Source organism: Pelagibacterium sediminicola, assembly GCF_003390885.1.
Lineage (GTDB): Bacteria > Pseudomonadota > Alphaproteobacteria > Rhizobiales > Devosiaceae > Pelagibacterium > Pelagibacterium sediminicola.
This window is the reverse complement of sequence record NZ_QMEL01000003.1, coordinates 132,396-157,467: the sequence shown is the minus strand read 5'-3', so window position 1 is coordinate 157,467 and position 25,072 is coordinate 132,396. Positions and strand designations below refer to the sequence as shown.

The 25,072-nt window shown below is 60.4% G+C and carries 23 protein-coding genes and 1 pseudogene; 14 read left to right on the top strand and 10 right to left on the bottom strand.

Translation table 11 applies throughout. The features are described 5' to 3' along the window. Nucleotides 1-7: 7 nt before the first annotated feature. Entirely contained in the window at nucleotides 8-964 is a 957-nt protein-coding gene (locus DQG18_RS06990) for a LysR family transcriptional regulator (RefSeq protein ID WP_198669695.1), read from the bottom strand. A gap of 89 nt (nucleotides 965-1,053) precedes the next feature. Between DQG18_RS06990 and DQG18_RS06985 the strand changes: the two genes are divergently transcribed. The 11 genes and pseudogenes from DQG18_RS06985 (at nucleotide 1,054) to DQG18_RS06935 (ending at nucleotide 14,060) form a co-directional block, all read left to right on the top strand. Then, on the top strand, nucleotides 1,054-2,364 hold the full coding sequence (locus DQG18_RS06985; RefSeq protein ID WP_116653533.1) for a helix-turn-helix domain-containing protein: 1,311 nt from the start codon (nucleotides 1,054-1,056) through the stop codon (nucleotides 2,362-2,364). Beyond that, entirely contained in the window at nucleotides 2,361-3,161 is an 801-nt protein-coding gene (locus DQG18_RS06980; protein ID WP_116653532.1) for a glutathione S-transferase family protein, read from the top strand. Before DQG18_RS06985 ends, DQG18_RS06980 begins: the two co-directional genes overlap by 4 nt. Nucleotides 3,162-3,325: 164 nt before the next feature. Beyond that, complete coding sequence (locus DQG18_RS06975) at nucleotides 3,326-3,775, top strand: cupin domain-containing protein (RefSeq protein WP_116653531.1); 450 nt, start codon at nucleotides 3,326-3,328, stop codon at nucleotides 3,773-3,775. Nucleotides 3,776-3,847: 72 nt separating this feature from the next. Next, nucleotides 3,848-4,252, top strand: a complete 405-nt coding sequence (locus DQG18_RS06970; protein WP_116653530.1) for a hypothetical protein — start codon at nucleotides 3,848-3,850, stop codon at nucleotides 4,250-4,252. Between the two features lie 141 nt (nucleotides 4,253-4,393). Next, a complete protein-coding gene (locus DQG18_RS06965; RefSeq protein ID WP_116653529.1) occupies nucleotides 4,394-5,572 on the top strand; it encodes a TMEM43 family protein in 1,179 nt (392 codons plus the stop codon). A gap of 23 nt (nucleotides 5,573-5,595) precedes the next feature. Further along, nucleotides 5,596-6,723 (top strand): leucine-rich repeat domain-containing protein, encoded by a 1,128-nt coding sequence (locus tag DQG18_RS06960; protein WP_116653528.1) that lies wholly within the window; start codon nucleotides 5,596-5,598, stop codon nucleotides 6,721-6,723. A 75-nt stretch (nucleotides 6,724-6,798) separates the two neighbouring features. Next, a complete protein-coding gene (locus DQG18_RS06955; RefSeq protein ID WP_116653527.1) occupies nucleotides 6,799-7,308 on the top strand; it encodes a hypothetical protein in 510 nt (169 codons plus the stop codon). Next, a complete protein-coding gene (locus tag DQG18_RS16020; protein ID WP_116653526.1) occupies nucleotides 7,212-7,745 on the top strand; it encodes a lysozyme inhibitor LprI family protein in 534 nt (177 codons plus the stop codon). The genes DQG18_RS06955 and DQG18_RS16020 overlap by 97 nt, the downstream gene beginning before the upstream one ends. Nucleotides 7,746-7,885: 140 nt before the next feature. Next, nucleotides 7,886-11,281, top strand: a complete 3,396-nt coding sequence (locus tag DQG18_RS06945) for an autotransporter family protein (RefSeq protein WP_116653525.1) — start codon at nucleotides 7,886-7,888, stop codon at nucleotides 11,279-11,281. Between the two features lie 184 nt (nucleotides 11,282-11,465). Next, a pseudogene (istA, locus tag DQG18_RS06940) lies at nucleotides 11,466-12,875 on the top strand (IS21 family transposase); the annotation flags it as partial. Between the two features lie 207 nt (nucleotides 12,876-13,082). Continuing rightward, nucleotides 13,083-14,060 (top strand): calcium/sodium antiporter, encoded by a 978-nt coding sequence (locus DQG18_RS06935; protein WP_116653775.1) that lies wholly within the window; start codon nucleotides 13,083-13,085, stop codon nucleotides 14,058-14,060. Between the two features lie 51 nt (nucleotides 14,061-14,111). On the opposite strand, the gene DQG18_RS06930 is transcribed toward DQG18_RS06935, so the two are convergent. From DQG18_RS06930 to DQG18_RS06895, 8 genes are all read right to left on the bottom strand, one after another. Further along, nucleotides 14,112-14,501, bottom strand: a complete 390-nt coding sequence (locus tag DQG18_RS06930) for a CBS domain-containing protein (RefSeq protein WP_116653524.1) — start codon at nucleotides 14,499-14,501, stop codon at nucleotides 14,112-14,114. A gap of 181 nt (nucleotides 14,502-14,682) precedes the next feature. Then, complete coding sequence (locus DQG18_RS06925; RefSeq protein WP_116653523.1) at nucleotides 14,683-15,666, bottom strand: FAD:protein FMN transferase; 984 nt, start codon at nucleotides 15,664-15,666, stop codon at nucleotides 14,683-14,685. A 4-nt stretch (nucleotides 15,667-15,670) separates the two neighbouring features. Then, nucleotides 15,671-16,891: an NADH:ubiquinone reductase (Na(+)-transporting) subunit F gene (gene nqrF, locus DQG18_RS06920; protein ID WP_116653522.1), complete on the bottom strand. Its 1,221-nt coding sequence runs from the start codon at nucleotides 16,889-16,891 to the stop codon at nucleotides 15,671-15,673. Continuing rightward, nucleotides 16,888-17,499 carry an NADH:ubiquinone reductase (Na(+)-transporting) subunit E gene (gene nqrE / locus DQG18_RS06915; protein WP_116653521.1) on the bottom strand — a complete coding sequence of 204 codons (612 nt, stop codon included), beginning with the start codon at nucleotides 17,497-17,499 and terminating at the stop codon, nucleotides 16,888-16,890. Before nqrE ends, nqrF begins: the two co-directional genes overlap by 4 nt. Then, complete coding sequence (locus tag DQG18_RS06910) at nucleotides 17,496-18,149, bottom strand: NADH:ubiquinone reductase (Na(+)-transporting) subunit D (protein ID WP_116653520.1); 654 nt, start codon at nucleotides 18,147-18,149, stop codon at nucleotides 17,496-17,498. The genes nqrE and DQG18_RS06910 overlap by 4 nt, the downstream gene beginning before the upstream one ends. After that, complete coding sequence (nqrC, locus tag DQG18_RS06905) at nucleotides 18,149-18,952, bottom strand: NADH:ubiquinone reductase (Na(+)-transporting) subunit C (protein WP_116653519.1); 804 nt, start codon at nucleotides 18,950-18,952, stop codon at nucleotides 18,149-18,151. The genes DQG18_RS06910 and nqrC overlap by 1 nt, the downstream gene beginning before the upstream one ends. Next, complete coding sequence (locus DQG18_RS06900) at nucleotides 18,945-19,709, bottom strand: RnfABCDGE type electron transport complex subunit D (protein WP_116653518.1); 765 nt, start codon at nucleotides 19,707-19,709, stop codon at nucleotides 18,945-18,947. The genes nqrC and DQG18_RS06900 overlap by 8 nt, the downstream gene beginning before the upstream one ends. Then, nucleotides 19,706-20,917 (bottom strand): Na(+)-translocating NADH-quinone reductase subunit A, encoded by a 1,212-nt coding sequence (locus DQG18_RS06895; protein ID WP_245958393.1) that lies wholly within the window; start codon nucleotides 20,915-20,917, stop codon nucleotides 19,706-19,708. The genes DQG18_RS06900 and DQG18_RS06895 overlap by 4 nt, the downstream gene beginning before the upstream one ends. A gap of 169 nt (nucleotides 20,918-21,086) precedes the next feature. Between DQG18_RS06895 and DQG18_RS06890 the strand changes: the two genes are divergently transcribed. The 3 genes from DQG18_RS06890 to DQG18_RS06880 are packed head-to-tail and all read left to right on the top strand — an operon-like array spanning nucleotide 21,087 to nucleotide 23,736. Then, a complete protein-coding gene (locus DQG18_RS06890; RefSeq protein ID WP_116653516.1) occupies nucleotides 21,087-22,166 on the top strand; it encodes a cytochrome C in 1,080 nt (359 codons plus the stop codon). 49 nt (nucleotides 22,167-22,215) lie between these two features. Continuing rightward, on the top strand, nucleotides 22,216-22,872 hold the full coding sequence (locus DQG18_RS06885; protein ID WP_116653515.1) for a DUF998 domain-containing protein: 657 nt from the start codon (nucleotides 22,216-22,218) through the stop codon (nucleotides 22,870-22,872). A 24-nt stretch (nucleotides 22,873-22,896) separates the two neighbouring features. Beyond that, the gene (locus tag DQG18_RS06880) at nucleotides 22,897-23,736 is read left to right on the top strand and encodes a universal stress protein (RefSeq protein ID WP_116653514.1); all 840 of its coding nucleotides are present in this window, start codon (nucleotides 22,897-22,899) and stop codon (nucleotides 23,734-23,736) included. Nucleotides 23,737-23,986: 250 nt separating this feature from the next. Here DQG18_RS06880 and DQG18_RS06875 read toward each other — a convergent pair whose 3' ends face one another. After that, entirely contained in the window at nucleotides 23,987-24,853 is an 867-nt protein-coding gene (locus DQG18_RS06875; RefSeq protein ID WP_116653513.1) for a DUF6544 family protein, read from the bottom strand. Nucleotides 24,854-25,072 lie beyond the last annotated feature (219 nt).

Below are 25,072 nucleotides of genomic sequence, written 5' to 3'. Positions count from 1 at the left end.
TTCCCCCTCACCGATAGCGATCACAACTCGCATCGAACCCCAATTCCGCGATCACCTCGGCAATCTGCTTCCGCAGCCAGGCATGTTCGGGATGGCTGTCGAGACGCGGGTGCCAGTGCATCCCGATCTTCTGTAGCCCGAGATCGATCGGCGGCCTGAACACGGCGAGATCAAGCCGGGCCGCGACCGCTTCGGCAAACTGACACGGTATGAGTGCCGCCACATCTCCGGTATGCGCGGCAATCGCCACGGCATGGAAATGCGGAAGCGTTAGCGACACGCGCAAATCCTCCCCCCGCGTGCCCATTCCATCCAGCACGCAGCCGCTTTCCCCGCCATCCTGGGAGTAAACGGCAAAGCTCAGCGCATCGAACATTTCGCGAGGCAGTGTATCGCCCGAAGATAACGATGCGCCCTCAAGCGCCGGGTGTCCCTTGCGCAGAGCAACGACAAAGACGGAGCGGAACAGGGGTTGGCCGGAAAGACCGGTGGGGGCGTAGGTTTCCTCCTCAAAAGCGAGGTCCGCAAATCCGCTTTGCAGTAGCTCCAGGGCGTCGCCCCTTGCATTATCCAGGAATCCCAGTTCGACACCGGGTGTCATTGTGGCAAGCCGCGCCGACAAGGACGGCATGAACAGCACCGAGAAAAAGTCTGCGCCGAGCATTCTGAACTTTCGGCTCATCGCCGACGGCTCAAAGGGAAGGCGCGAAATCAATCCCTGCTCCAGCATCGCCATGGCGGACTGCACATAAGTGCCCACCTGGATTGCCTTTGCCGTCGGCTGCATTTGCCGCCCGTTGCGCAAGAACAGCGGATCGTCCAGCAACGTTCGCAACCGCGCAAGGGCGGAACTGACCGCAGGCTGGCTAAGGCCGATCCGCTGTCCGGCCAAGGTCACGCTGCGCTCCTTGAGCAGAGCATCGAAGACACGAACGAGATTGAGATCCAAAGCATTGAAATTCATGCTACGGATAGTGACCATACATTCATTTGATTTCAAGATGAAGTTGTTGTCTTGTATGGTCTTGCCATCGTACTGAAAGGGGGCAGGCGTTGGATAGCGAGGCGCTTGAGGTTGTGGGCAGCCTCTATGCAGCCGCGACCGGCGAGGAAGGCTGGAACAATTTTCTCTGTCGGCTGGCGGATTTCTGTGGCGCGGAGAACGCCGCGCTGGTCCGTGCGGATCAGCTTGTCGGGCAATCCTCCGTTCTGGCGCCGCGTGCCGATCCTGCCGTCACCGCCGCCTATAACGAACGGTGGTGGGCCGAAGATCCAACCTCCAAGGCAACCGCTACTGCACCGGTCGGCCGGATCACCAGCCTTGACGATACGGGTCGAGAGCTTTTTTACAAAAGTACATTTCATAATGAGTTCTGGGCGCAGTCGGGGCTGGGCGCCGAACGGTTGGCGGTCAATCTCAGCCTTGGCAGATATCGTTTTGCCAGTTGCGTGTTGCAGACCTCCGCCGCAAGGGACGAACTCGGCCAGGACGCCCGGAAGCGGTTCGCGCATCTGACGCCCCATCTCATTCGTGGTGTCGCCATTCACGGGCGACTGCACCGCCTGGCGATGGAAAACGTCGTGCTCTCGACGTTCAGGGACAGGCCGCGCATTGGCTTGATCGTTGTCGATCCTGCCATGCGTGTTCTCTTTGCCGACGAAGCCGGCGAGGCACAACTGGCGGGTGGCGTGGGCCTGCGTGTCCAAAACCTTGTGTTCAGCCTCGGGAGCCGCAGGGCTAACAGGCTGTTGCAACGCGCTGTTGCCGCCTGTGCCGGAAATCATCACGACTTGCCTGCAATCCGCGATATCGTGTGGAACAGAGGCGGTGGCCATCGCCCTCTGTCAATCGAAGTCCTGCCCTGGACGCCCGAAATCACGCCGCTTGATTTTGCCACTCCGCGCCCGGCGGCGATTCTGCTCCTGCATGATCGGCACACCGAACCCGATTCCACCGAAGCGGAGGCTCAAGCACTTGATGGTACGAGCCCGCTTCTGATTTCGCCGGGCGGCAACCGGACGCGTGCGGAGCTGTTTGCCGCGATCACGGGAGATATTGCCGCTAATCTGGACGATTGCGACATCTCGCTTGCCTGGCTGGCCAAACGCCATGCCATGACACCGCGACGGATTCGCGATCTCTTTTATGCACAGAATACGAACTTCACCGACTATCTCCTGAACTCCCGGCTCGACCGGGCAAGGGATATGTTGACCGATTCTGCTCTGGCTCATGTCAATATCGCGACGATCGCGCTTGATTGCGGCTTCGGAGATATTTCCTGGTTCCATCACGCCTTCCGCCGCCGTTTTCACAAGACGCCCGCGGATATGCGCAGGCAGAAAAAGGACGAACAGCGATGACCGGAAAAACTGTGGTGTATCATATTCCTGTCTGCCCCTTCTCGCAGCGCCTGGAAATCCTGCTCGAACTCAAGGGGCTGGTTGAGGAAGTTGAGTTTCACAAGGTCGACATTACCCAAAAACGTCCCCAGTGGCTGCTCAATCTGACGCGCGGCACCACCGCGCTGCCGATCCTCGTCACGCCGGACGGTAAGGTCATCAAAGAGAGCCTCGTCATCCTTCAATACCTTGAGCAGACTTTCGCCGATCCGCCGATCGCGCGTAGAGGCCCTTATGAACGGGCGGTCGAGAACATGATGGTTGCCATGGAAGGGCCGTTCACCGTCACGGGCTACACTTTCGTCATGAACCGTGACCCCGACCGCCGCAACAAGTTCGAGGCCGACATGCTCGGCCATTACGGAAAGCTGAACGACTTTCTGGTGCAGCACAGCCCGTCCGGCACATTCCTGTTTGACCGTTTCGGGTGGGCGGAAGCCGTGTTCACGCCGCTGTTCATGCGGTTTTGGTTCCTTGATTATTACGAAGGGTTCGAACTTCCCGACGATGATCGCTATGCGCGGGTGCGAAAATGGCGCGATGCCTGTCTCGCTCATCCGGCGGCGCAGCAGGTTTCCCGCGAAGAGATCGTCAAGCTCTATTACGACTATGCGCTCGGGGCCGGAAATGGAGCACTCTTACCGGACCGGCAGAGATCGAGTTTTGTCTTCGAGCCGCACTGGTCGGCGCGTCCCTGGCCTCCAGCAGCAAAATACGATGTATCGGCCTCGGATCGGGAACTGGGCCTGCTTATATGAATTAAGCCCGGCCCTCATCGTTCGTCCGCAGATCGGACTGGAATACAGCTTGCTTGGGCTCTTACCCCAACCGCATTCCCCAAGATATTGGTGTGACACTCGGCTTTATTGCTCCGGTTGCTGGCGGCGCGAACCGCCAGTTTCGATGACCGGAGGGACCGAAAATGCCATATCGTGTTCTGGGCGAAGGCGCGTTCGAGTGGATCGGTGCCTGGTATAAGACCATCCTTTCGAGCGAGGACACCGAAGGTGAAATATCGGTCGTCGACTGCGTATCGCCGCCCGGCTTCGGGCCACCGCGCCATATTCATCACAATCAGGACGAAACCTTCATCATTCTGACCGGACGGATCGAGTTCTGGTTCGAGGGTACGCGCTTTATACGCGGCCCAGGTGAGACCGCGTATATTCCAAAGGGGCGGGAACACACGTTCCGCATCGCGGGAGAGGAATGGTCACGCCATTTCGTTACGACCACACCCGGTGGCCTTGATGCCTTTTTCGAGGAAATGGGAAGGCAAGGGCTGGGCCTGCCGCACGATATGGAGCGGGTTGTCGAAAGCGCCCGCCGTCACGCGCTCGAATTTACCGGCCCACCGCTGGAAGACGAATAGTCGAAGCTATCCCGCCGCGAGACCGTGGCGCTGAATATCAGATCGTGAAATCCATAAAGAAGGGAAACATCAATGCCTGCACTGGCACAGCTTTATTTCAAGACGGCAATCGTCTTTCTGATCGTCGGTATCGCGGCGGGGATCCACATGTCGATTTCAGGAAATCACAGCGTCGCCGGCGCGCATGCGCACATCAACCTGCTCGGCTGGGTGACCATGGCCCTGTTCGGAACCTATTTCGCATTCGAGCCTGAAAAGGCGCGCTCGCGGCTCGCCCGCATCCAGTATGGCGTCTATACGCTCGGTGTCGTCGTCATGATGCCCTCGCTCTATTTCATGCTGATGGGCAATCCCGCGCTCGAACCGGTGGTCGCGGTCTCGTCACTTGTCGTCTTTGCTGGCGTGCTGTTGTTCGCTGTCGTGATCTTTTCCAGCAGGAAGACGGCAGCGCGTGAAGCAGTGTCCGCAACCGGTTGATGCGCCGCCGGCAAGCGCGAAGCAACACCTCCTTTCGGGCTTATTCCCCAACCGCCTTCCCCACGACCGCCCTGAAAACTGGCGGTAGCCTGACGCCAAATTGCAGAGAAAAAGCGTTGCTGCCGCTTTGGGGAAGAGATCATGACATTGGAAAAAGTAACGACAGTTTCGTGGTTTGACCGGCTAAAAAATTCAATCGCGGGGATTGGCTTCGGTTTTTTGCTGGTGATCGGCATAACCGTCGGGTTGTTCTGGAACGAAGGCCGCGCCGTCCAGACGCAGCGTTCGCTCGATGAAGGCGCGGGCCTTGTCGTTTCGCTGACGCCTGAAGCCATCGATCCAGCCTATGAAGGGCAACTTATCCATCTGACGGGTCCTATCATCGCGGATCAGCCGATATCGGATGACCAGTTCGCAGTAACCGCCGAGGGTGTGAGGCTGGTGCGGTTCGTGGAGATGTTCCAATGGATTGAAACATCAAAGACCGAGAGCCAGCAGAATGTCGGCGGCAGCGAAACGCGCGTGACCACCTACAGCTATGGGCTGGACTGGTCTGACCGCCACCACGACTCGTCACGGTTCGAGGATACGGCGGATCATCGAACAAATCCTGCAATGATCTATGAACGCAGAATCTTCAGCCTAGATAACGCCGAACTTGGGGCTTTTTCGCTTGGCCGCACCGTACTTGATCGGGTTGGCGGTGCCCAACCCTTCCCAATCGCCGCCGAGCAAATCGAGACGCTGCGCGATGCGTTGGGTGACGACAGTGATGTCCGCGTGGTCGATGGTGCAATCTATCTGGGCCCAAATCCCACCCGGCCGCAGGTCGGTGATTATCGCATCCGCTATGAACTCGTCCCGCTTGGTACGATCAGCGTTATTGGACAGCAACGGGACAATGGCATTGCCGCCTACAATACACAGGCTGGCGATTCCCTATTGATCGTGGACACCGGCAATCTGTCGGCACAGGAAATGTTCGACTCAGCCGCCAGCAGCAACAGCGTCATGACCTGGGTTCTGCGCGCCTGTGGCCTTGTCCTGCTCATTACCGGTTTCTCTCTGATGCTGGGGCCGATCTCGGTCGTCGCAAGCGTCATCCCGTTTCTGGGCAGCATCGTGGGCATGGGCACCGGGCTGGTCTCCACCATTGCCGGGATCACACTTGGCACGCTGACCATCGGCTCCGCCTGGCTGTTTTATCGGCCGCTGACCGCCGTACTGATTTTCATCGCGGGGGCTGCATTGATCGTGGCTATCAGGATGCTGGCCAAGCGCAAAAAGCGGTCCCCGGAAGAGCAAGTCGCCACGACATAACGAGACAAAAGGGGGAACCCATCATGAAAAAACTGATCCTTGCCATTGGACTGACCGCACTCGCATTCAGTACGCCGGCCTTCGCCCAAACCGATGAAGAGGCCATTGCGCGGCTGAACGAGCTTGGTCTGGAGTTCCGCAACGCACCTATCGATGCTGAAGCGCTTGCGGAGATACAATCCTTGCGGATCCCACGTGAGGCCCTGGAGGCTTTCACCGACGCCGATCTGCGGCATCTGACACGAATGCCGCGTCTCGGGCACCTTGAACTCGCCGCTGGCGATGCGCTTACGCCAGACGGGCTGGCAGTCCTGGCCGGGGTGGAAAATCTCTGGAGCCTCAGTTTCCGCGGCGGAAACCTGACCGACGCCCATATTGCCGCGCTGTCGGACATCGAAGGGCTACGAAGGCTCGACTTGGCGCTGAACAGAAATATCGGCGACGACGCCCTTGCTCATATCGCGGCCCATGAAACGCTCAGATCGCTCACGCTCGACAGCACGGCGGTGACCGATGATGGCATTGCCGCCCTGGCCGGACACCCGGCACTGGAGCAACTCAGCCTGACCCAGACCGCCATAACCGATGCGGCCTTCGAACCGTTGGGCACGATCGCCACGCTCAAAACACTTGGATTGACCAGCACTGCTGTGACCGGCAGCGGGTTCAGCCATCTGATTGGTCTGTCCAATCTCGAAGAGATTTCGGCGCGCGGCACACAGATGGACGATGACAGCGTTGCGACACTATCCGGCATCCCATCGCTGAAACGGCTGTTTATCTGGAGCACCAATGTGACGGATGCGGCCATGCCCGATCTTGCCAGCCTGCCCGATCTCCAGGTGCTTTATCTCGATGGCAACGATATTTCCGATGCCGGGCTTGCGGCGTTCGCGGGCCACGAATCGCTGCGCACACTGTGGATCTCCGATACCAGCGTAACCGATGCCGGACTTGAAGCGCTGGCCGACTTGTCCCTCGAAGTAATCTTTCTCAACAAGACTGGTGTTTCCGATGCTGGCATGCTGCTTCTGGCCGGGATTCCCACGCTCCGCAGTATCAGCGCGCGCGACAGTGATGTGACCGAGCCCGGGATCGAAGCTGCGCTGGCCGTCGAGGGCCGCAATGACAGATTGCAGATCCGCAACTGACATCGGCTGGCGCCGGCGTGAGCGGAAATTTTGCGCTGCTCTTGCCGGTGTCCGCTCCGATAAACGGAGCATGACATGCGCGACCTTACCGAGAGATTTCGCTATACGCCGTACTGGGATGCCTTCAACGCCATTGCAATCATGGCGGGGCTGACCAGCATTATTGTCCTGATATTGGGTATTGCGCAAAGTCCGAAGGAAAAGGCGATGATGTGGGCGGGGCTTGCGTTGCTGTTCCTTGCCATCGGCTTTTCTATGCTGTTCGAGGAAATCTTGCCCCTTTGGCCCTCCCTGCCCGAACACCGGCGCATCCCTTATGCTCTCAGCTTTCCGGGCTTTTTCCTGTTCCTCGTCCTGTTCATCTGCGGCAGCCGCCGCTTCTTGGGCGATGTCCTGACGGCCTTCCCGGACCTGTTCCGGCAGAAGACTGGCGAGGAGAGAGACAAAGGGGCCATCACGCTGTTTACGGCCATGCGGCCCGGTGCAACATGGCTTGGCGTGAGCGGTATTGTCTTTCTTGCGTCAGTCGTTGGCTATCACGGACCGGACGTGACGCTGGGTTGGGCAGGCTGGGGGCGGCATTAGTCATGTCTTCTTGCCTCCTGCCTCAGAGAATCGTGAGCATCCCAATGGGATGGATACTTGTATTCGCCGTAGCAGCTCTGGCTCACTCAACGCCTTCCCAAGCTTTCGATGCTTGTGGGGACGCCGCAGACACGGCATCGATGCTGGCCTGCATCAACGAGGATCTGAGCATTGCCGATGACGCGTTGAACGCGCTCTATAGCGAGCTTCTCGGCAAAGTGCAGCATTGGGACAGGGCAGACGACGTCGAGGTCGGATTTGAAACCCGATTGCGTCAGTCACAGCGAGCATGGATTTCTTTTCGCGATGCGGAATGTGCGTTTCGCGGTTCGGTCATGGAAGGGGGCAGTGCCCAGCCGCTGATCGAGCATGGGTGCCGCGTCGCCTTGACCAAGGAACGAAATATGCATCTGCGCGCTCTTCTCAGTATGTTCTGAAGAGTTAGTGATGAAAATCATCCCGGCGCTGATCTTGTAGACGCCGATCCGGCTCTTTCCCCAACCGGATTCCCCACGACTTACCCGGTAATGGCAGCCTACCAGTTCTTCAACTGCATCAAACCGTTTTGGGGAATCGGATGGGCAAGAACGAGAAATCGCGCCGGGAGAATACCAAGCGCCTTGCACTGCTCGCCAGTACGGCGTTGTGTCTGGCCGCGCAGCCGGCCACCGGACAGGTCGTGTGGCAAGCCAATGAGAACAGGGCATGGAGTAATCCCAATAATTGGGATACCGGCTCCATTCCTGCCTCCACTGATGATGTTGAAATCAATCTAAGCGGTTTTGATGGCCCAATCATCGGTAACATCGAGGGCGTATCCTTTGAAACTCGCAATATGGTGGTTGGAACCACTGGTGAAGCCCTGTTGCTCATCAACGCGAGAGAACTCGAAACGCATGGATTGGTGACGCTGGGCCAGCAAGACGGATCATTTGGCGATATGCGGATGCGCACCAAATGGACCGCTCACGACGATATAATTGTAGGTGACGAGGGCATAGGTATACTGGTGTTGTCCGATTCCTATGGTGGAGTTTCCGGGGGGCTCGATGTCGAAGAAGGAAAGTCCATAACGATTGCAAGAGGGAGCGGCAGTGAAGGGACATTTCAGATCGGAGAAGGTGGGACACCGGGTAAGCTCAATGTATCGACGATAAATTTCGGTGACGGCACCGGCACGCTGATTTTCAACCACAACGCTACGGAAGCAAACAGCTATCAGTTTGCAGCCGATCTGGAATCAACTGGCACGGGCAACCACGCCATTGAACATCTGGCAGGCGTGACCACCTACACCGGCGACGGCTCTGACTTCACGGGAACGACTACAATTTCCGGCGGTGCCCTGCTGATCACTGGCAACCTTGGCAGTTCATCAGTTACCGTTTCCGGCGACGATGGTGCCGAACTCCAGATCCTGAGCGGGGGCCATTTAGAAAGCATCGGCACGGCTAACATCGGAAACAGTGCCGACCCGTCCAGCACGATCCTTGTTTCTGGTAGCGGCTCTATCTGGACGAATGAAGGCTCCATATGGATCGGGCGCCTTGGAGCAGGTAGCGTGGTTATCGAGGCTGGCGGCCACATTGACAGCGGTAATGTCGAGGTTGGCGGCCTGCCCGCGCCGGATAGGAGCCAGATAGCTGTTGACGATGGAACCTGGGATTTAGGCAGCCTCTACGCCGGCCTCGCCACGATCGAGGTGCGTAATGGAGCCGTCGTGATCAATGACGGGATCGCAAGGCTCGGCAATGGTGGGAATCGCCATACCGAACTCACAATCTCCAACAGTGAATGGACAACGACCGGCCAGTTCGAGATCGGGTGGGAAAGCTCGGCGGAAATTTCGGTTGTCGATGGCGGGACGCTCGAAACCGGGGCCACGGTTCTCGGCGATCGCTTTGACGGCGCTTGGGGAACTCTGACCATTTCCGATTTGGGCTCCACATGGACGGCCAACGGAGATGTAATTGTCGGCAATAAAGGCAAAGGAATGCTGACGATCTCCAACGGAGCAGAGGTTGTTGCAGGCGGTAACGACATACACTTGGCTCATGATAATGGCAGCGAAGGCGTCCTCAATATCGGTGCGGCGGCAGGCGAGATCGAGCAGGATGCAGGGTTCCTCACTGCCGATAGCATCGTCTTCCTGGATGGTAACGGCACCCTCGTCTTCAATCACACCGGCACGGAAACGAACAGCTACGCCTTCGATATTGCTCTGGAGTCTGATGGTGCGGGCAACCATGCCATAGAACATCTGGCAGGCGTGACCAACTACACCGGTGACGGCTCAGGATTCACCGGCACGACCACCATTTCCGGTGGCACGCTTTATGTAGACGACGCTTTGGGCGGGTCGCTCAATGTTGACGGTGGCGTGCTCGGCGGCATCGGGACGCTATCAGGCGATGTCACGATCAACTCCGGTAGCACTATTGCGCCCGGCAACTCCATCGGAACGCTGCATGTCTCGGGCAACGTCGTCTTCAATGCCGGGTCGACCTATGAGATCGAAATTGCCGCTCCCGATCAGGCCGATCTGATTTCGGCCAAAGGTAGCGTGACGATCGACGGTGGCGAACTGGCGATCATCGCGCTTGATACCGGCACGAGCTATGCGGAAGGGCAGACGTACCGCATTATCGAGGCCGATGACGGTGTGATCCGAAATGCTGAGTTCCTGCACAACCAGCCTGTATCGCTGATGCGAACCGAAGTGATCTACGGTGTTGATGTTGTGGACCTGCTGCTGAGCGCAGACATTCCCTTTACGAGCTTCGCCCAGACCTACAACCAGTTCCAGAGCGCCGCGGGGCTTCAGGACATGGAACAGAGCGGCGATGCAGTGACGGTTTACAATGAGGTTGTCCAACTTTCATTGCAATCAGATGGTCAGGACGCGGTTCGTCGCGCCTTCGACCTATCCTCGGGAGAGGTTCACGCCTCTGGCCAGCATGTGATCGACCAGACCTTTGGGCTGTTCAACCGCACTCTACGTCAGCAAGGCTCGGCCGGGGTCGGCGCGCTCGGCAGCACCAGTGTGATCGCACCACTGGCTTATGGCCCGGTAACGCGGCCCGCCAGCGTCGGCGCCATCGATGATGCGACCGCCAACTATGCCGAAAGCCGTGTGGCCAATGCCTGGCTCGCCCCGCTCGGCGGACGCGGCAGTATCGACGGTGACGGCAATGCCGCCACGCTCGATTGGTGGAGCGCCGGTATCGCCGGTGGCTATGAAGGCCAGATCGATATGGGCACGGGCAATGCCTTCGCCGGCTTCGGGCTAGGCTATATCCGCAGCCATGGCTCGGTCGATGCCCGGCTCTCCAGCTTCGATGCCGATGGTTTCCATATCGGTGCTTATGGCGCATGGGAGGATGGGCCGTGGCGGCTGGTCGGCGCGCTGACTTATGCGGCAAACCGTATCTCGACCGAGCGCAACATCGTCTTCGGTGGCCTCGACCGCACGGCCGAGGCCGACTACTGGATTCATTCGCTCGGCTTCTCGGGCGAAGCTGCCTACGGCATGGACATGGGCGGCGGCACAACACTCTTGCCACTCTTCACCCTCGATGCAGGCTGGTCGGGGCATGGCGGGTTCACCGAGACGGGCGCCGACGCGCTCAACCTCACCGGAGCCTCGGAGAACTGGACGCGGCTGGACACCGGCGTCGGGATTGGCATCAGCCATGTCGTTCCCACCGAGACCGGACGTCTGATACTGGAAGGCCGGGCGGTATGGGAGCACGCCTTTGCCGATGATGTGCCCAGTCAGTTGCTCTCCTTTGCGGGCAGCCCCACCAGCTTCACCGTCAACGGTCCTGCGGCCAACCGTGACCGCCTGCGCCTGGGCGCCGGCCTCGGCTGGGACATCGCACCCGACATGACCTTGCGCGCCAACTACGAAGGTGTCTTCGCGGGCAGTTATGACAGCCATACGGCATCCCTGGGTCTCAACATCAGGTTCTGACGTGCAGCATGGTTTGAATTCCGGCACCACAGATCGGTTGTCCTCTAGGGTTGAGGCTCAATTGAGAACGGCGGTGCAAAGTTAGTCCACGGTAGCGGCTGGATTGTCCTGCTGCGGGCGGTTTAAAAGTCGTCCACCTATTTTCCTTCTGCAATTTGTGCGGGAGGGACGAGGGATCTACACCGTGGACTTATATTTGAAGGTTCGTCTGGCTTGCGATGGCGGCATGAGCCAGCGCGAAGCAGCCAGGCATTTCGGCATCTCGCGCGACACGGTTCGCAAGATGATGGCGTATTCGGTTCCGCCGGGCTATCGGCGGCAGGCGCCGGTGCGACGCCCGAAGCTGGACGCGTTCATCGCGATCATTGATCGGTGGCTTGACGAGGACCGGGCGGTCCCGCGCAAGCAGCGTCATACGGCCAAACGCGTTTTTGATCGCCTTCGTGACGAACATGGGTTTGCCGGCGGCTACACGATCATCAAGGACTACATGCGCGAGCGGGACCGGCGCGGTCAGGAAGTATTTGTGCCGCTGGCCCATCCTGCCGGGCATGGCCAGGCGGACTTCGGGGAGGCTGTGGTTATCATCGGCGGGGTGGAACAGAAGGCGCACTTCTTCGTGCTCGATCTGCCCCACAGCGACGCCTGCTATGTTCGTGCCTATCCGGCGGCGGTGGCCGAGGCATGGGTGGACGGCCATATCCATGCGTTTGCCTTTCTGGGCGCAGTGCCGCAATCGATCGTCTACGACAACGACCGCTGCCTGGTGGCAAAAATTCTTCCTGACGGCACGCGCAAGCGGACAACGCTGTTCAGCGGATTTTTATCCCACTATCTGATCCGGGACCGTTACGGTCGCCCCGGCAAGGGCAATGACAAGGGCAGTGTTGAAGGTCTTGTGGGCTATGCCCGCCGCAACTTCATGGTGCCGATCCCGCGGTTTGCAACCTGGGACGCGTTCAACCTGTGGCTCGAGGAGCAGTGCCGCAGGCGCCAGGGCGATCGGCTACGCGGGGAGAGCGAGACGATCGGCGAACGGCTGCAACGCGATCTGGCGGCGATGCGGCCGCTGCCGGCATCGCCCTTCGAGGCCTGCGACCAGGCCAGCGGCCGGGTCTCCTCCCAGGCGCTGGTGCGCTACAGAACCAACGACTATTCCGTCCCTGTTGCCTATGGCCATCAGGACGCCTGGATCCGTGGCTATGTCGATGAGGTGGTGATCGGCTGCGGCGGGGAGACCATCGCCCGTCATCCGCGCAGTTATGGGCGCGAAGACATCGTCTTTGACCCACTGCATTACCTGCCGCTGATCGAGCACAAGATCAATGCGCTCGACCAGGCGGCCCCGCTCCAGGGCTGGGAACTTCCCGAGGCGTTCGCCACACTGCGTCGCCTGATGGAAGCGCGGATGGGCAAGCAGGGCCGGCGCGCCTATGTGCAAGTGTTGCGTCTTCTGGAAAGCTTCGAACTGGCCGATCTGCATGCGGCCATAAAGCAGGCGCTGCACCTGGGCGCCATAAGCTTCGATGCCATCAAGCATCTCGTCCTGTGCCGGGCCGAACGCCGGCCACCCAGGCTCGACCTTGCCATCTACGGTGCTGGTGGTTCTCAATGGATTGCGGCTGCTCCGCGATCCTATTCGGCGAGGCAAGGCAGTGACGCCGCCTATGCGGATGTCCAGGTCGGCCTCCTCCGTGCAGGCCCGACCAGATGCGAGCCGGGCGTATCGCAGGAAGGTAACCCGATCCGCAGGCTGAACTTTCATACGAGCGGCTCCTTTCCGAATTCAGGAATTTGCAGATTGATTTGGATTGAACTTATCATCGGTCTTGCACTGCTGCTCGGCGGCGGCGAAGCCTTGGTCAAAGGCAGCGTCAGTGTAGCGACCCGTCTTGGCGTTTCGCAGTTAATGATCGGGCTGACGCTGGTCGGCTTCGGCACCTCGACCCCTGAACTCGTCTCGAGCCTTGAGGCTACACTGAGTGGCGCCCCTGGAAACGCCGTAGGGAACGTCATCGGCAGCAACATCGCTAACGTGTTACTCATCCTAGGGGTTTCCGCATTGATCCTGCCTATCGCCACGCGAAAAGAGGCCTTCCGTCGCGACGGGTTCGCCCTCATCGGAGCCAGCGTGCTGGTACTTGTTGTTGCGCTGAGTGGAGAAATTGGCCCGTGGAGCGGCGGTGTCTTCCTAGTTTTGCTCACAGCCTACGTCGCCTATACTTACGCAACAGAGAAGATGTCATCCGACGCAAGCGCTGAAATGCACAGCGCGCAAGCGGAGGCACACGTAGCAACGCGACTGCCGATCTGGTTCGGGTTGGTGCTCGCCTTTGGCGGAATTGTTGGAGTTGTATTTGGAGCGGACCTCCTGGTCGGCGCAGCCATCGAACTCGCCCCGCGCCTCGGGCTGTCGGAAACGGTAATCGGCCTGACGCTAGTGGCGGTCGGCACGTCGATGCCGGAGCTTGCAACATCGGTGATGGCCGCAATCCGCGGAAACGGGGACGTTGCCTTCGGCAATGTCGTTGGTAGCAACATCTTCAACGCGCTCGGCATTCTTGGAGGTTGTGCGCTGGTCGCGCCGGTCGCCGTCAGCCCCGAGATCATGCGACTGGACGTTTGGGTGATGGTCGGAACGGCGATGCTGCTCGTCCTGTTCGCAACAACCGGCAGGCGCGTAAGTCGACGCGAGGGCGGAGTTTTTCTGGCCGCGTATGGGCTCTACCTGGTGGCTCAGTTTGCCCCGGGCGTACGCGATTTTGTTGGCTTGATCTGATCTTCGGGCGGCTCTTGGTCCCTCCGCATGAGCCGCCGTTCGGGCTCAACCTCAACCTAGTTCAAGTAGCCGCCCCAAGACATCCTCGCGGCGCAACAAGCCGATAATCTGTCCCGATCGAAGCACCGGAAAGGCTCGGTGCGGCTCGGAAAGAAACATCTCGGCGGCGGCAACGATGTCCGAGTCAGCTTCGATGATCTTGACGGGACTACTCATTTGGTCGCCCACGGTGCCCCGCCACTGCCGGTAGTAGCTCGCCATCATGGCGGGGCGGAAGCAGTCCTTTTGCGTCAGAATTCCGACGAGGGTTCCTGCAGCGTCCACGACCGGTGCTGCTTCCTGGCCGTTCGCGTGCAGCAGGCCGGCGGCCTGACGGATCGGCATTTCGGTGTCGAGCGTCAGATAATCCGTTCGCATGACGCTGGCGATAACGTCAGTCATCGCCGTGCACCTGCTGAGTCCGCTTCGGGCATCCCGCACAACGGGCATCGTCAGGTAGGCAGGCTAACCCGCCGCAGGAGGTCTGAAGCACGCGGCCCCGAACCATCAGTCCCAGGGCCAGACCGCCTGTTGCCAGAATGACGATCAGTGGCGCGATAACAAGCTCCATGTGCGTTCCTCCTCAGGCCAAGTGCTCGTCGAAGCGACCCACCGCTACGCGTCGAAGGCTCGCCTCCTCGTTGAAAAGGAAAAGCGCGTCCAGGCCATTCCGCTGAGCCAGTGCAGGGCCTTTGACGCCCGCGGACACGAGCGCAGTTGCCCATCCGTCGGCCAGCATGGCGTTGCCGGCGATGACGGAGACCGATGCAGCGGCCCCCTCTACGGGCTCGTCCGTGGACGGATCGATAATGTGGCTGTAGCGCCTTCCGCCAAGCGTATAGCCGTTGACCTTGTCGCCCGACGTAGCGATTGCCCGCCCAGCGAGGGCAACGATTTCGGCCGAACCGAAATGGCCATGGCGGGGATCCTCCACCGCAATCTGCCATGAACGACCGCTCGGATGATGTCCAAGCGCAGCGACTTCGCCGCCCAGGTCGACGACAAAATTCTCCTCGCCGTGTTCACGGAGCATGCTCACCAACTGGTCAAGCGCATAACCCTTGGCAATTCCACAGAGGTCGATGGTCACTTCAGGGTGGGACTTGCAAAGGGCAGCATTCGAAGCCAGAATCTCAGCGTCTTGGGGAACCTCTGCTGCCGCCATTGGACCGAAGCCCCAGCGTCCTACATGCGGTCCGACGGCGATGTCGAATGCTCGCTCGCTGGCGCCCCGAACTGACAACGCCGACCGAACGACCGTAGCGATTTCGCTGTCGATCGGCTGCCAATCCTGGCTTCGCCTCTCATTGAACGCTGTGATGGCGCTGTCGCGGCGCCATGGCGACATCAGCCGGTCGATCCGAGCAAGCGTCTCCTGCAGGGCGGTCTGGAGCACGCCCGCGTTGGCCGCGGCACTCAACGTGGCCTTCCAGGAGGTGCCGAAGGCCGGTCCGCCGATTGCCAAAGTCGGAGATGCGGAGCGGGCGAGCGCCGGATGGGCAAGTACCGTTGCCGCTGCAAGGCCGCCTGCGATGACCTGACGCCGGGTGAGATGGATCTTGTTCATGTCCTCAGCTCCCGAAATCGTCGTTGAAGATAGATTGCGGCTCCACGCCCAGATCGTCGAGCGTGGAGAGCACGGCAGAGATCATCACCGGTGGTCCGCAGAGATAGTATTCACATTCGTCGGGCGCCGGATGGTCGCTCATGGCCTTCCGCAAGACCTCGTGAATAAAGCCGGTCGCGCCCCGCCAACGGTCGCCTGGCGCGGGGTCTGAAAGGGCCACCGTCCAGTCGAAGTTCTCGTGCTGCGCAGCTAGTGCCTCGAATTCCTCAACATAGAAAAGATCGGCCACCGACCGAGCACCGTAAAAATACGACATCTTGCGGCTTGTGCCGTGGGCAAGTTGCTCATGGATCATAGCGCGAAGCGGTGCCATACCGACACCGCCGCCGACGAAGACCATCTCGCGTTGAGTCGGCTGGACGTGGAATTCCCCATACGGGCCGGACACGTCGATGCTGTCGTCTGGTTTCAGCCCGAAGAGGTACGACGAGACGATGCCCGGCGGGATCTCCGCTTCGCGCCCTGCAGGCGGAACTGCCAGGCGGATATTGTGAACCAGGTGGCCACGATCCTCCGGTCGCCCCGCGAACGAGTAAGCGCGTGACGTGCGCTCTGTGGTACCTGATCTCAGCCCCGACCAACCCGAAATGCGCCAGGTCAGCTCGTGCTCCGCATCGATCTCGAGCTGCGAGAAGTCGCGTTCATAGGGAGGCGCGGTCAGCAGCATGAAACCGCCCGCTCGAAAGGTCAGGTCGCGCCCTTCCGGGATCTTCAGCACCAACTCGCGGATCAGTGGAGCGAGCATGCGGTTGCTGATGACCCGGCATGTGAAGCCCTCTGCCGACATGATCTCAGGTGGCACGGAAACATCTACCGTGCCGCGCAGGTTGAGCTGACACGCCAGCCGCACATTCTCGCGACGCTCCTTCGCTGACAGTAGACCGCGCTCGGTCGATCGCAACTCGCCGGCGCCGTCACCGGTGACGGTGACGCGGCATTGCCCGCAGGTTCCGCTGCCGCCGCAGGCTGCGGGAATGGGAATGTCGGCGCCATGCAGGACCTCGAGGAGCTTCGCGCCCCGCTTGGCTGTGATTGCCTGCCCCTCATTCACGATCACCTTCAGAGCGATGTCTGGCACCAGTCGCGACCGCGCTGCGAGAAGACCCAAGGCAAGTCCTAAAATGAGGAGGACGATCAGTGCGCTGCCAAGAGTGATCTCAATCATGGTACCGCCACCTGGGCAAAGGTGGCGAAACCGAGCGACATCATGCCCGTCAGGATAAAGGCAATGCCTAGTCCCTGAAGTCCCGCCGGCATATCCGCATATGCCAGTCGCCGCCGGATTGCGGACAGCAGGATCACCGCCACGGCAAAACCTGTGCCGGCCCCAATGCCAAAAACGGTACTCTCGGCGAGATTGTAGCTGCGGTCGGCCATGAACAGGCTTCCGCCGAGAATTGCGCAGTGGACTGCGAGCAGGGAGAGAAAGACGCCGAACGTGGCAAAAAGGGCGGGAAAGGACCGGTCGAGGACCATCTCGACCAGCTGCACCGCCGCTGAGACCACGCCGATAAAGGTCAGAAGGCGCAAATAGCTGAGGTCGAGATCGGGAAAACCGGCCCACGTCCACGCGCCCGGGGCGAGCAGATACGTGTAGAGCAAATGATTGAGCGGCACAGTCACCCCCATGACCGCGATTACCGCTACGCCGAGCCCAACTGCCGTTCCTGGTCTGCGGGACAGCGCCAGAAAGGTGCACAGCCCTAGAAACAGTGTCAGGGGCATGTTCTCGATAAACGCCGAGCGTATGAAGAGCGCCCCGAGATCGCTCATCCCCGCGTCTCCTCGGCAGGGGCCAGCGCGTGCTCGGAGACCTCCACCTGCTCCACCCGCCAGCTGCGGATTGCCCAGACCAGGCCGCCGAGCAGGAAGAACGCACTCGGTGCAAGAAGCATCAGGCTCAGCGGCTCGAACCAGCCGCCCTGTTCGGTGGTGCGAAAGACTTCAGTGCCCAGGAGAGTGCCCTGGCCGAACAGCTCGCGCACGCTGCCGATGATCACGAGGACCAGTGAATAGCCAAGGCCGTTACCCAGCGCGTCGGTCATGGCGGGAACGGGTGGATTGTGAAGCGAGAAGGACTCGGTGCGTCCCAGAACAACGCAATTTGTGGCGATCAGACTGACAAAGACGGAGAGCCGTTGGCTCATCTCGAAGAAGAACGCCTGCAGAAACTGATCCACGACGATGACGAGCGAGGCGACGATGATGATCTGAACGATGAGGCGGATGGAGGAAGGCAGATGCCGCCGGATGAGGCTGATGATCCCTGCGGCGGCCACGATGACCGCAGTCAGTGCTGCTGACATGGTGATCGCAGCTGCGAGCGTGGTCGTCACCGCAAGTGCCGAACAGATGCCAAGGATCTGCAGCGTGACCGGGTTCTGTCGCAGGATTGGGTCGGTAAGGGTTCCCCAGAGCCGCATCAGAATTCTCCCCGTCGTATGGCATCGAGAAGCGGGCCGTACCCGTTTGGCCCGAGCCAGAATGCCAGCATTTGCGTCATGGCGGTGTTGGTTCGCGTCGCGCCGGTAATGGCGTCGACCTCGAATTCGGTCGTCGCTACGCCGCGCGCAACAGCCAACTGAGGTGTTCCGGTGTCGTCCTTGATGCGCTTGCCCGCAAACTGCTGCCGCCAGGCGGGTTCATCGATCCGCGCTCCCAGCCCGGGAGTCTCGTTGTGCGACATCACCGCGAGCCCCGCAACGGTGTTCATATCGGTATCGATGGCAATCATCGCCTCTATGGGGCCGCCATAACCCGTCCCGCTGATCGGCAGGATTACCAGTTCCACTTGATCCTCTGGGCCACGGAGCAGGTAAATCTGCTTTAAGTCGGCGCGGCTCCCGAGATTGGCGATATCCTCCTGCGGCGACAGCTGTGTCCAGTTGACGGAATTCGTCAGGGCGTTTGCCAACGTCTCGGGTGTGACATCCTGTGCAGCCTCGGCGCGCCGAAGATCCACCACGACTGTCGATAACGTCATCTCGTCGGACGTTGCCAATATCGCCGATAGCCCCGGAATTTCTGCCAGCAGCGCCTCAAGTCGAGTCTGCTGTTCAAGCGCGCGGTTCTGCGCCTGGATGGGCCGCAGCACCACCGTTGCACCCGTAACCAGCAGCGCGCACACAATCGAAACGATGAAGGCAACGGCGATGGTCTTGGTTCGGCTTTCATTGGGCAGCGACAGGATCCCTCGCCACAGCTTGATCGGGTTGAACTCAGCCATGACGATATCTCCGAACAGCCTGCCAGAGGGCGATGGCCATTTCATCCAGTAAAGGTGCTGCGAGCGAAACCAGGAGTGCTGCCGAAACAGCAATCTGCACGGGCGCGGTCTCCCAAAATGCGGCGAAGAGTGCGGTCAATGCACCAAAGAGGGCTCCATAGAGCCAACGCCCAAGCGGCGTCGACGCACTGACCGCCGGATCGCAGACGAGGAAAACCAGAACAAATGCAACGGCACTGGTCAGCAGGTCGAAGTTGAATCCGCCCGCAGCGATGAGCACCACAAGTGCGCCAACCAGGACGCGCCAGGGCAGCACGCCGAAGAACAAGAGAATTGCCGCCGCCGGGATCGTGGCCCAGCCGATCTGAACCGGCAGGTGAGGCCAATCCGCCACGGGAAAGCCGAAGCCGAGGAACATGATGGTCACCACCGCGGGGCTGAGGACACTCCGCCCCCAGCCGCCAAAGACCAGTTCGCCGAAGACGAAACCGAAACTGACTCCTATCGCGAACTGAAGCGGCCCCACCTCAGGTGCCAGAACGGCGATGGCAAATGCGGATACAGCTCCGGCCGCGCTCGGGGGCTGGGCGCGGAAAAAGGTAAACAGCGCCTGCCATAGCCCGGCCAGGACAAGGACGAACACGAGGCGACCGGTGCCCAAGACCCCTTCGTCCCAGATCCACGACACCGCGACTGGCAGCACTGCAGCCAGGAAAACCATGGCCACGGTCTCGCGAGTCCAGATGCCCCGGATCATGCGTTCGCCTCAATGCGGTTCAGAGCAGCGCGCAACAGATCCGAGAAGCGCGGCGAGGCCGCGGTGACGTAGTCAACGAGCGCCAGGTCTTCTTCGACCAGCGAAAGGACATCAAGGTCGACTGCGGCCTCGTCGTCCCCGACAGAGAGCGCCCGCAAAAGTGCCATCCCCGGCATAGCGCCCCCCAAAGCCTGCTCGACGGCGGCCGTGGCAATGACCGGTTCGGGGCGCGATGCGCGGCGCAGGGCGGCATCCAGCCAGTGTCGCGGTGTTGGCTCGCGACGCTCGAGCACCGTAACCTGCCGATCGTGGAAACCGAGCCAACGCGACTCCCGCCCATCCAGAACCGAGCCGGAGAGGATAATGCGCGGACCGGGTGACATGAAGGCGTAGCAGAGTTCGCGCAGATCTGCTCCGGGAGGGCAGCGGACGAGCCTCGCCTCGCGCAGTCCCGGCCCCGCAACGGACACTACTTGCGTTTCAGGCAGCCGGCCCTCGGACAGCAGTTGTCCGATGGCAACGACATCCTCCATGGAAATGTCCCAGACCTGTCGGCTGAGACGCGCAGGGAACAGCCGGTGGATCTGGAGGCCCGCAAGACCCTCGGGGTGCAACTCGCCGATGCGAACTATCTTCAATCTACCGTGCGCGTCAGGGATATCCGGCCCTCGGTCCTGACAGAAGAATATCGGCCCGTCGCAGAGGCTTGAGAGCGCGCGTAACCCGAGATTGAGTCGTGCTGTGTTTTCCTCGCCGATCGCATGGCGCGGGTCCGGCGCCAGGGGACGGGTATCGACTGCCATCACAACAATCGCGGCAGGAACCGTTGATGCTTCCGGCACTTTGCCGAAAGGTCGTGCCCGCAGTCGCATCCAGAGTCCGGAACTCTGAAGCAGCTGACGCAGCGCCGTTGTTCCGCTTCCGCCTTCAAGCTCGCCGAGTGCTAAGCGGGTATCATACTGGTGCCGGTCGCATGGACCTTCCGCCTGAACGATGAGGCTCGTCAGGCGGCGCCCCGCACCAGTCTCAAGTTCTGCAACCCGGCCCGCGATGGGAGCCGTGACGATGCATTCGGGCCGTCGGCGATCCCTCAGGATTGGCGCGCCCTGCGCAACCAGGCTGCCGACCTCGGCCAGCGGCTCCACCCTGAATTCCATCCACGGGGCCAGGCTCACCCCGGCTTCGGATGTGAGGATCTTTTCTGGCATCCCTGTCGAGAGGGGCGGCGAACCCGCATGCACGGAGAGGCCGCGTTGCGTCAGACCTAGTATGGCGGGTCCCTCCGTGGCTTGATTGAGTCGGCAATGCCCTTACGCTTGACATTACAAGGACTACCAGAGAACTTTTTATCCTTCCACCCGTGCGAGGAAGCCGCTCATGCAACTCAGATCAATTCTGCTTTTGGGCAGTATTTCCGCCATATTCGTGGTTGCCTCGGCAATTGGTCAGTCGCCGGAGCGCACCCCCAACATCGAAGAGATCACGCAGTGGGCGCGATCCGGGCACGCAAACATCCATTCTGAATCGTTCGCGCACTGGAACGATGCTGGCGAAATCCCGCCGGTTTGCTCCACCTGTCACTCTGGAGCGGGGTTTCGCTCATTGTACGGGTTCGATGGCAGCACTCCGGGACTGCCGCAGAGTCCTATACCCGTCGGCGGGGTGGTGGACTGCGACACATGCCACCATCCAGGCCTTCCGAGCGTAACCGAGATCCGGCTCCCTTCCGGCACTCAGCATCCCGTCGTGGGTGCTGAAGCCGCATGCATGACTTGCCACCAGGGCCGAGCGTCGACCGCAACGATTGAACGTGCAGTGGCGGAAAGCTCCGAAGACGAGGTCAATCCAGAGCTGTCCTTCATCAACCCACACTACGCGGTAGCCGCAGCGAGCCTTCTAGGGGGTTCCGGCGCTTTGGGATACCAGTATCCGGGGAAGGACTACCAGCAGCGGTTCTTCCACGCCCGCCCGGTTTCTACCTGTGTGGGGTGCCATGAACCGCATAACCTGACCGTGGCGGAGGAGACGTGCGCCACCTGCCATGAATCGGGCGATTCACGTGCAATCCGCATTTCCCGCCAGAGTTTCGACGGCAGCGGCAATCTTGAGCAGGGCATCTTCGCCGACATCGTCGCCAACAGGGAGCGACTGTTCGCTTTGCTGGCCGAGTACGCGCGAGAGATAGCTGGAACGGCGATGGTCTACGACGGAAATCGTCATCCCTACTTTTTTGCCGACCACAACGGCGACGGCTTGCCGGACCAAAGGGAAGGCGCCCCGGTCCCGTATGCAAGCTGGACGCCACGGTTGTTGAAAGCAGCCTACAACTGGAAATTTGTGGGATCGGACGCTGGGATTCACGTTCACAATCCGCACTACGCGCTGCAACTGCTCTTTGACTCCGCCGAGGATATCTCGAACGCTCTGGGCCGAGACCTGACGGGTATGGCCCGATGATCGTTAGCTCCGGCGACTAGACAACAGGGACATCGATAAACTGAAGGACTTGCACGCCGACCCGACGTTCCCAGCGAAGTATCTGCTGCTGGCCGGCATGGCTGCACCCCTAGTCTATGCTGCCACGGTGCTTTTGGGCGGGGTGCTGACGCCCAACTACAGTCACGTCGACCAGGCGATCAGCGAATTGACAGCAACCGGCGCTTCACGGCGTCGCCAACTGGAACCGGGCTTCGTTGTCTACAACGTGCTCGTCGTCCTGTTCGCTGTCGGTCTGCTCTTCCGCACGCGCCACTGGGGCCGCTTGTTCCGCTGGGGTAGCCTGACCGTCGGCCTGACAGGCGTGCTGGGTCTTGCTTCCACTCCCTTTCCGATGGACCCGATAGGCGAGACCGCAACAGCGGCAGGAATCCTGCATCTGGTGACTGCCGGATTCTTGTCCGTTGGCACCATGGCGGCGATGCTTCTTTTTGGGATGGGTTGGCGGAGTCGCCCAGATAGGCAAACTTGGTCCTTTTTGACCCTGGCGGCGTTGGCAGCCGTTTTCGTTTCTGGCCTGCTGGCGGCCATGGCCGCGGCGCAAGGCTGGCCTGCCATGGGTTTTTACGAGCGGATCACAATCGGCATTTTCCTGGCTTGGATGTTCTTGACCGCACTCGACCTATGGCTGCAGACAGTTAAGCTCGCGCCGGTGAAGGGCCGGTAAGACATAGAGAGAGGAAAGACATCGATGCCGATTATTCGAGTTGCCTACCTGCCGCTCATCACCTACCCAGAACCCGTTTCCGATGACGCTATCGAAGCCGCCGTTGAAGTGGCGGCAGCGCTTGGGTGTGAGGTTCGCGCGACGACCTTCTCGGCGGACATACCGAGCGTTTCCACGCCAATAGGCGGGCTTCTAATCAACATTCCGGAGATGATCCGGACGGCGGAAGAAACCAGCCGGAACCATTGTGGCCGCCTGCACAAATTGGTGGCTGACCGGGCAGGCTCACGCGTCAAATCGCATTGCTCAACGCGGAAAGTACACGCTGGCGCCGAGGGTGACGCGGCAGCAGTCGAGGCGCGGTATTATGATCTGACGCTGCTCCCGCTTGCCAAGGGCAGCGTCACGGGTCGCGATCACGCTCAATCGGTCATCTTTGGCGCAGGCCGCCCGGCCATTTTGATCCCTCCCTCTGTCAAGTCGGAGCCGCTCAAGCGCGTGGCAGTGGCATGGGATGGAAGTCGGGTCGCCGCCCGTGCCCTCGCCGATGTGATGCCATTCCTGGGGGATGATACGCAGCTCACGGTCCTCACCGTTCAAGGTGAGAAGGCACTTGCCGGGCAGGACATCGCTGAAGCTTTGGCGTCTTCGCTGGAGTTACGTGGATATAGCGCGCGAGCCCAAAACGTGGCTCTCGGCGGTCGAAAGATCGCAGAGGCACTTCAGGAAGCGGCGCTGGAATCGGGCTCCGGCTTGTTAGTGATGGGCGGCTTCGGCCACTCGCGCGTTCGCGACTTCGTACTCGGCGGCGCAACCCAGGGGGTCTTCGCAGACACACGTCTGCCGATCCTGCTTTCGCATTAGCCACGAGGTTCAGCAACAAAAACGGCGCCTTGGTCACTTGTCACACGATGATCGCAGCGAAGGCGAGGCCATACAGTCATGACATTACCACGGCGGCATCACCCAAGGCGCGACGAGGCCGAGGGCAAGGAGGACCGAGGCAGTGGCTGCGGCTGCACCATATATGCCAAGACGCCAGAGGGTGGAAATGCGGCCATCCAACCGAACAGCAGCACCGGCAACGCGATCTGAAGCATCATTAGGAGCGCCGTCATCGGCTCGGGGCCAAATTCGAGGGAAACGTGATTTCCGTGACGTCCGCGATAAAGAACGGGAAATACGCGTCGGTGCCAAACTGATTGCCTGCCTCGACATGGGTGGGCAGGCGAAAGCCATCGAAATCCCGGAACTCAGATAGAATGCCGCCGAACGGTTGGATCTTGAAAGTCTTCTCAGGATTGGCATCGCTCCAGCGCGAAAAGACGACAGTGACGGGACGACCATCGGTATCCACCGTCACGTCGACTGACTGCTGCATTCCGTCATGAGTGACGGTAACACGGGCGGTGTTTTCGTCGAGATCCTCCCATACCACCCCGGGTCTGGGTAACAAGGCGGCAGGCGTCCAGAAAACTGCTTCGGCCACGTAGCGCCCAAACGCTGACCGCCGGTGATCGACTGTCCCGCTTATGCGGGCCACCGGGACTAGGCCCATGAGCCAGAACCGCGTCCAGCTCACCCCGTCCGCTGCGGCATCAGAGCCGGAGATGCGCATCAGCCCGTTCCTGGCAGACATGCTCCACACGAAGCCCTCGGGCGCGGCCAGAACTTGATGAGCTCGCATCGCCATGTAGTTCGGCGACTCCTTGGTCCCGAGGCTGAACCTGCCGGTCATTTCGATCTCCGCCACCGCATAGAGCGGCGTGCCCGGCGTGATGGTGAACGAGAAGTACCGCCGTGCGGGATCGGGCAGGTTGGCGACCATCTCCGGATCGAACTGCGCCGGATTTTCCGGTTGAGTCGCAGCCAGTGATGCTCCAATCCGACGGTCGGCTCGGTGGTCCGACCAGCGCCAAAGGAGTAGCCCGGCAACAATGCACCCTAATATGATTAGCGCCGCCAAGAAGAGCATTTTCATTTGCGCGTAGTCTTCGGTTGCAGTCGATCAGATCCAACGATCTATACCTGTCGCTGCAGGTGTTTGGAAACCGTCTCGCTCCGCAAGTTTCGTCCGTTTATCGCTCTTGCTTGGGCCGCCACCGCTTGTACGACCAGAGGTCCATCACCCCCCTTCGGCTACGCTGCCACGGTATTCCAGAGAAGGTTCGATGTCAGTCCCGTCCCCTCCGCCATAAAC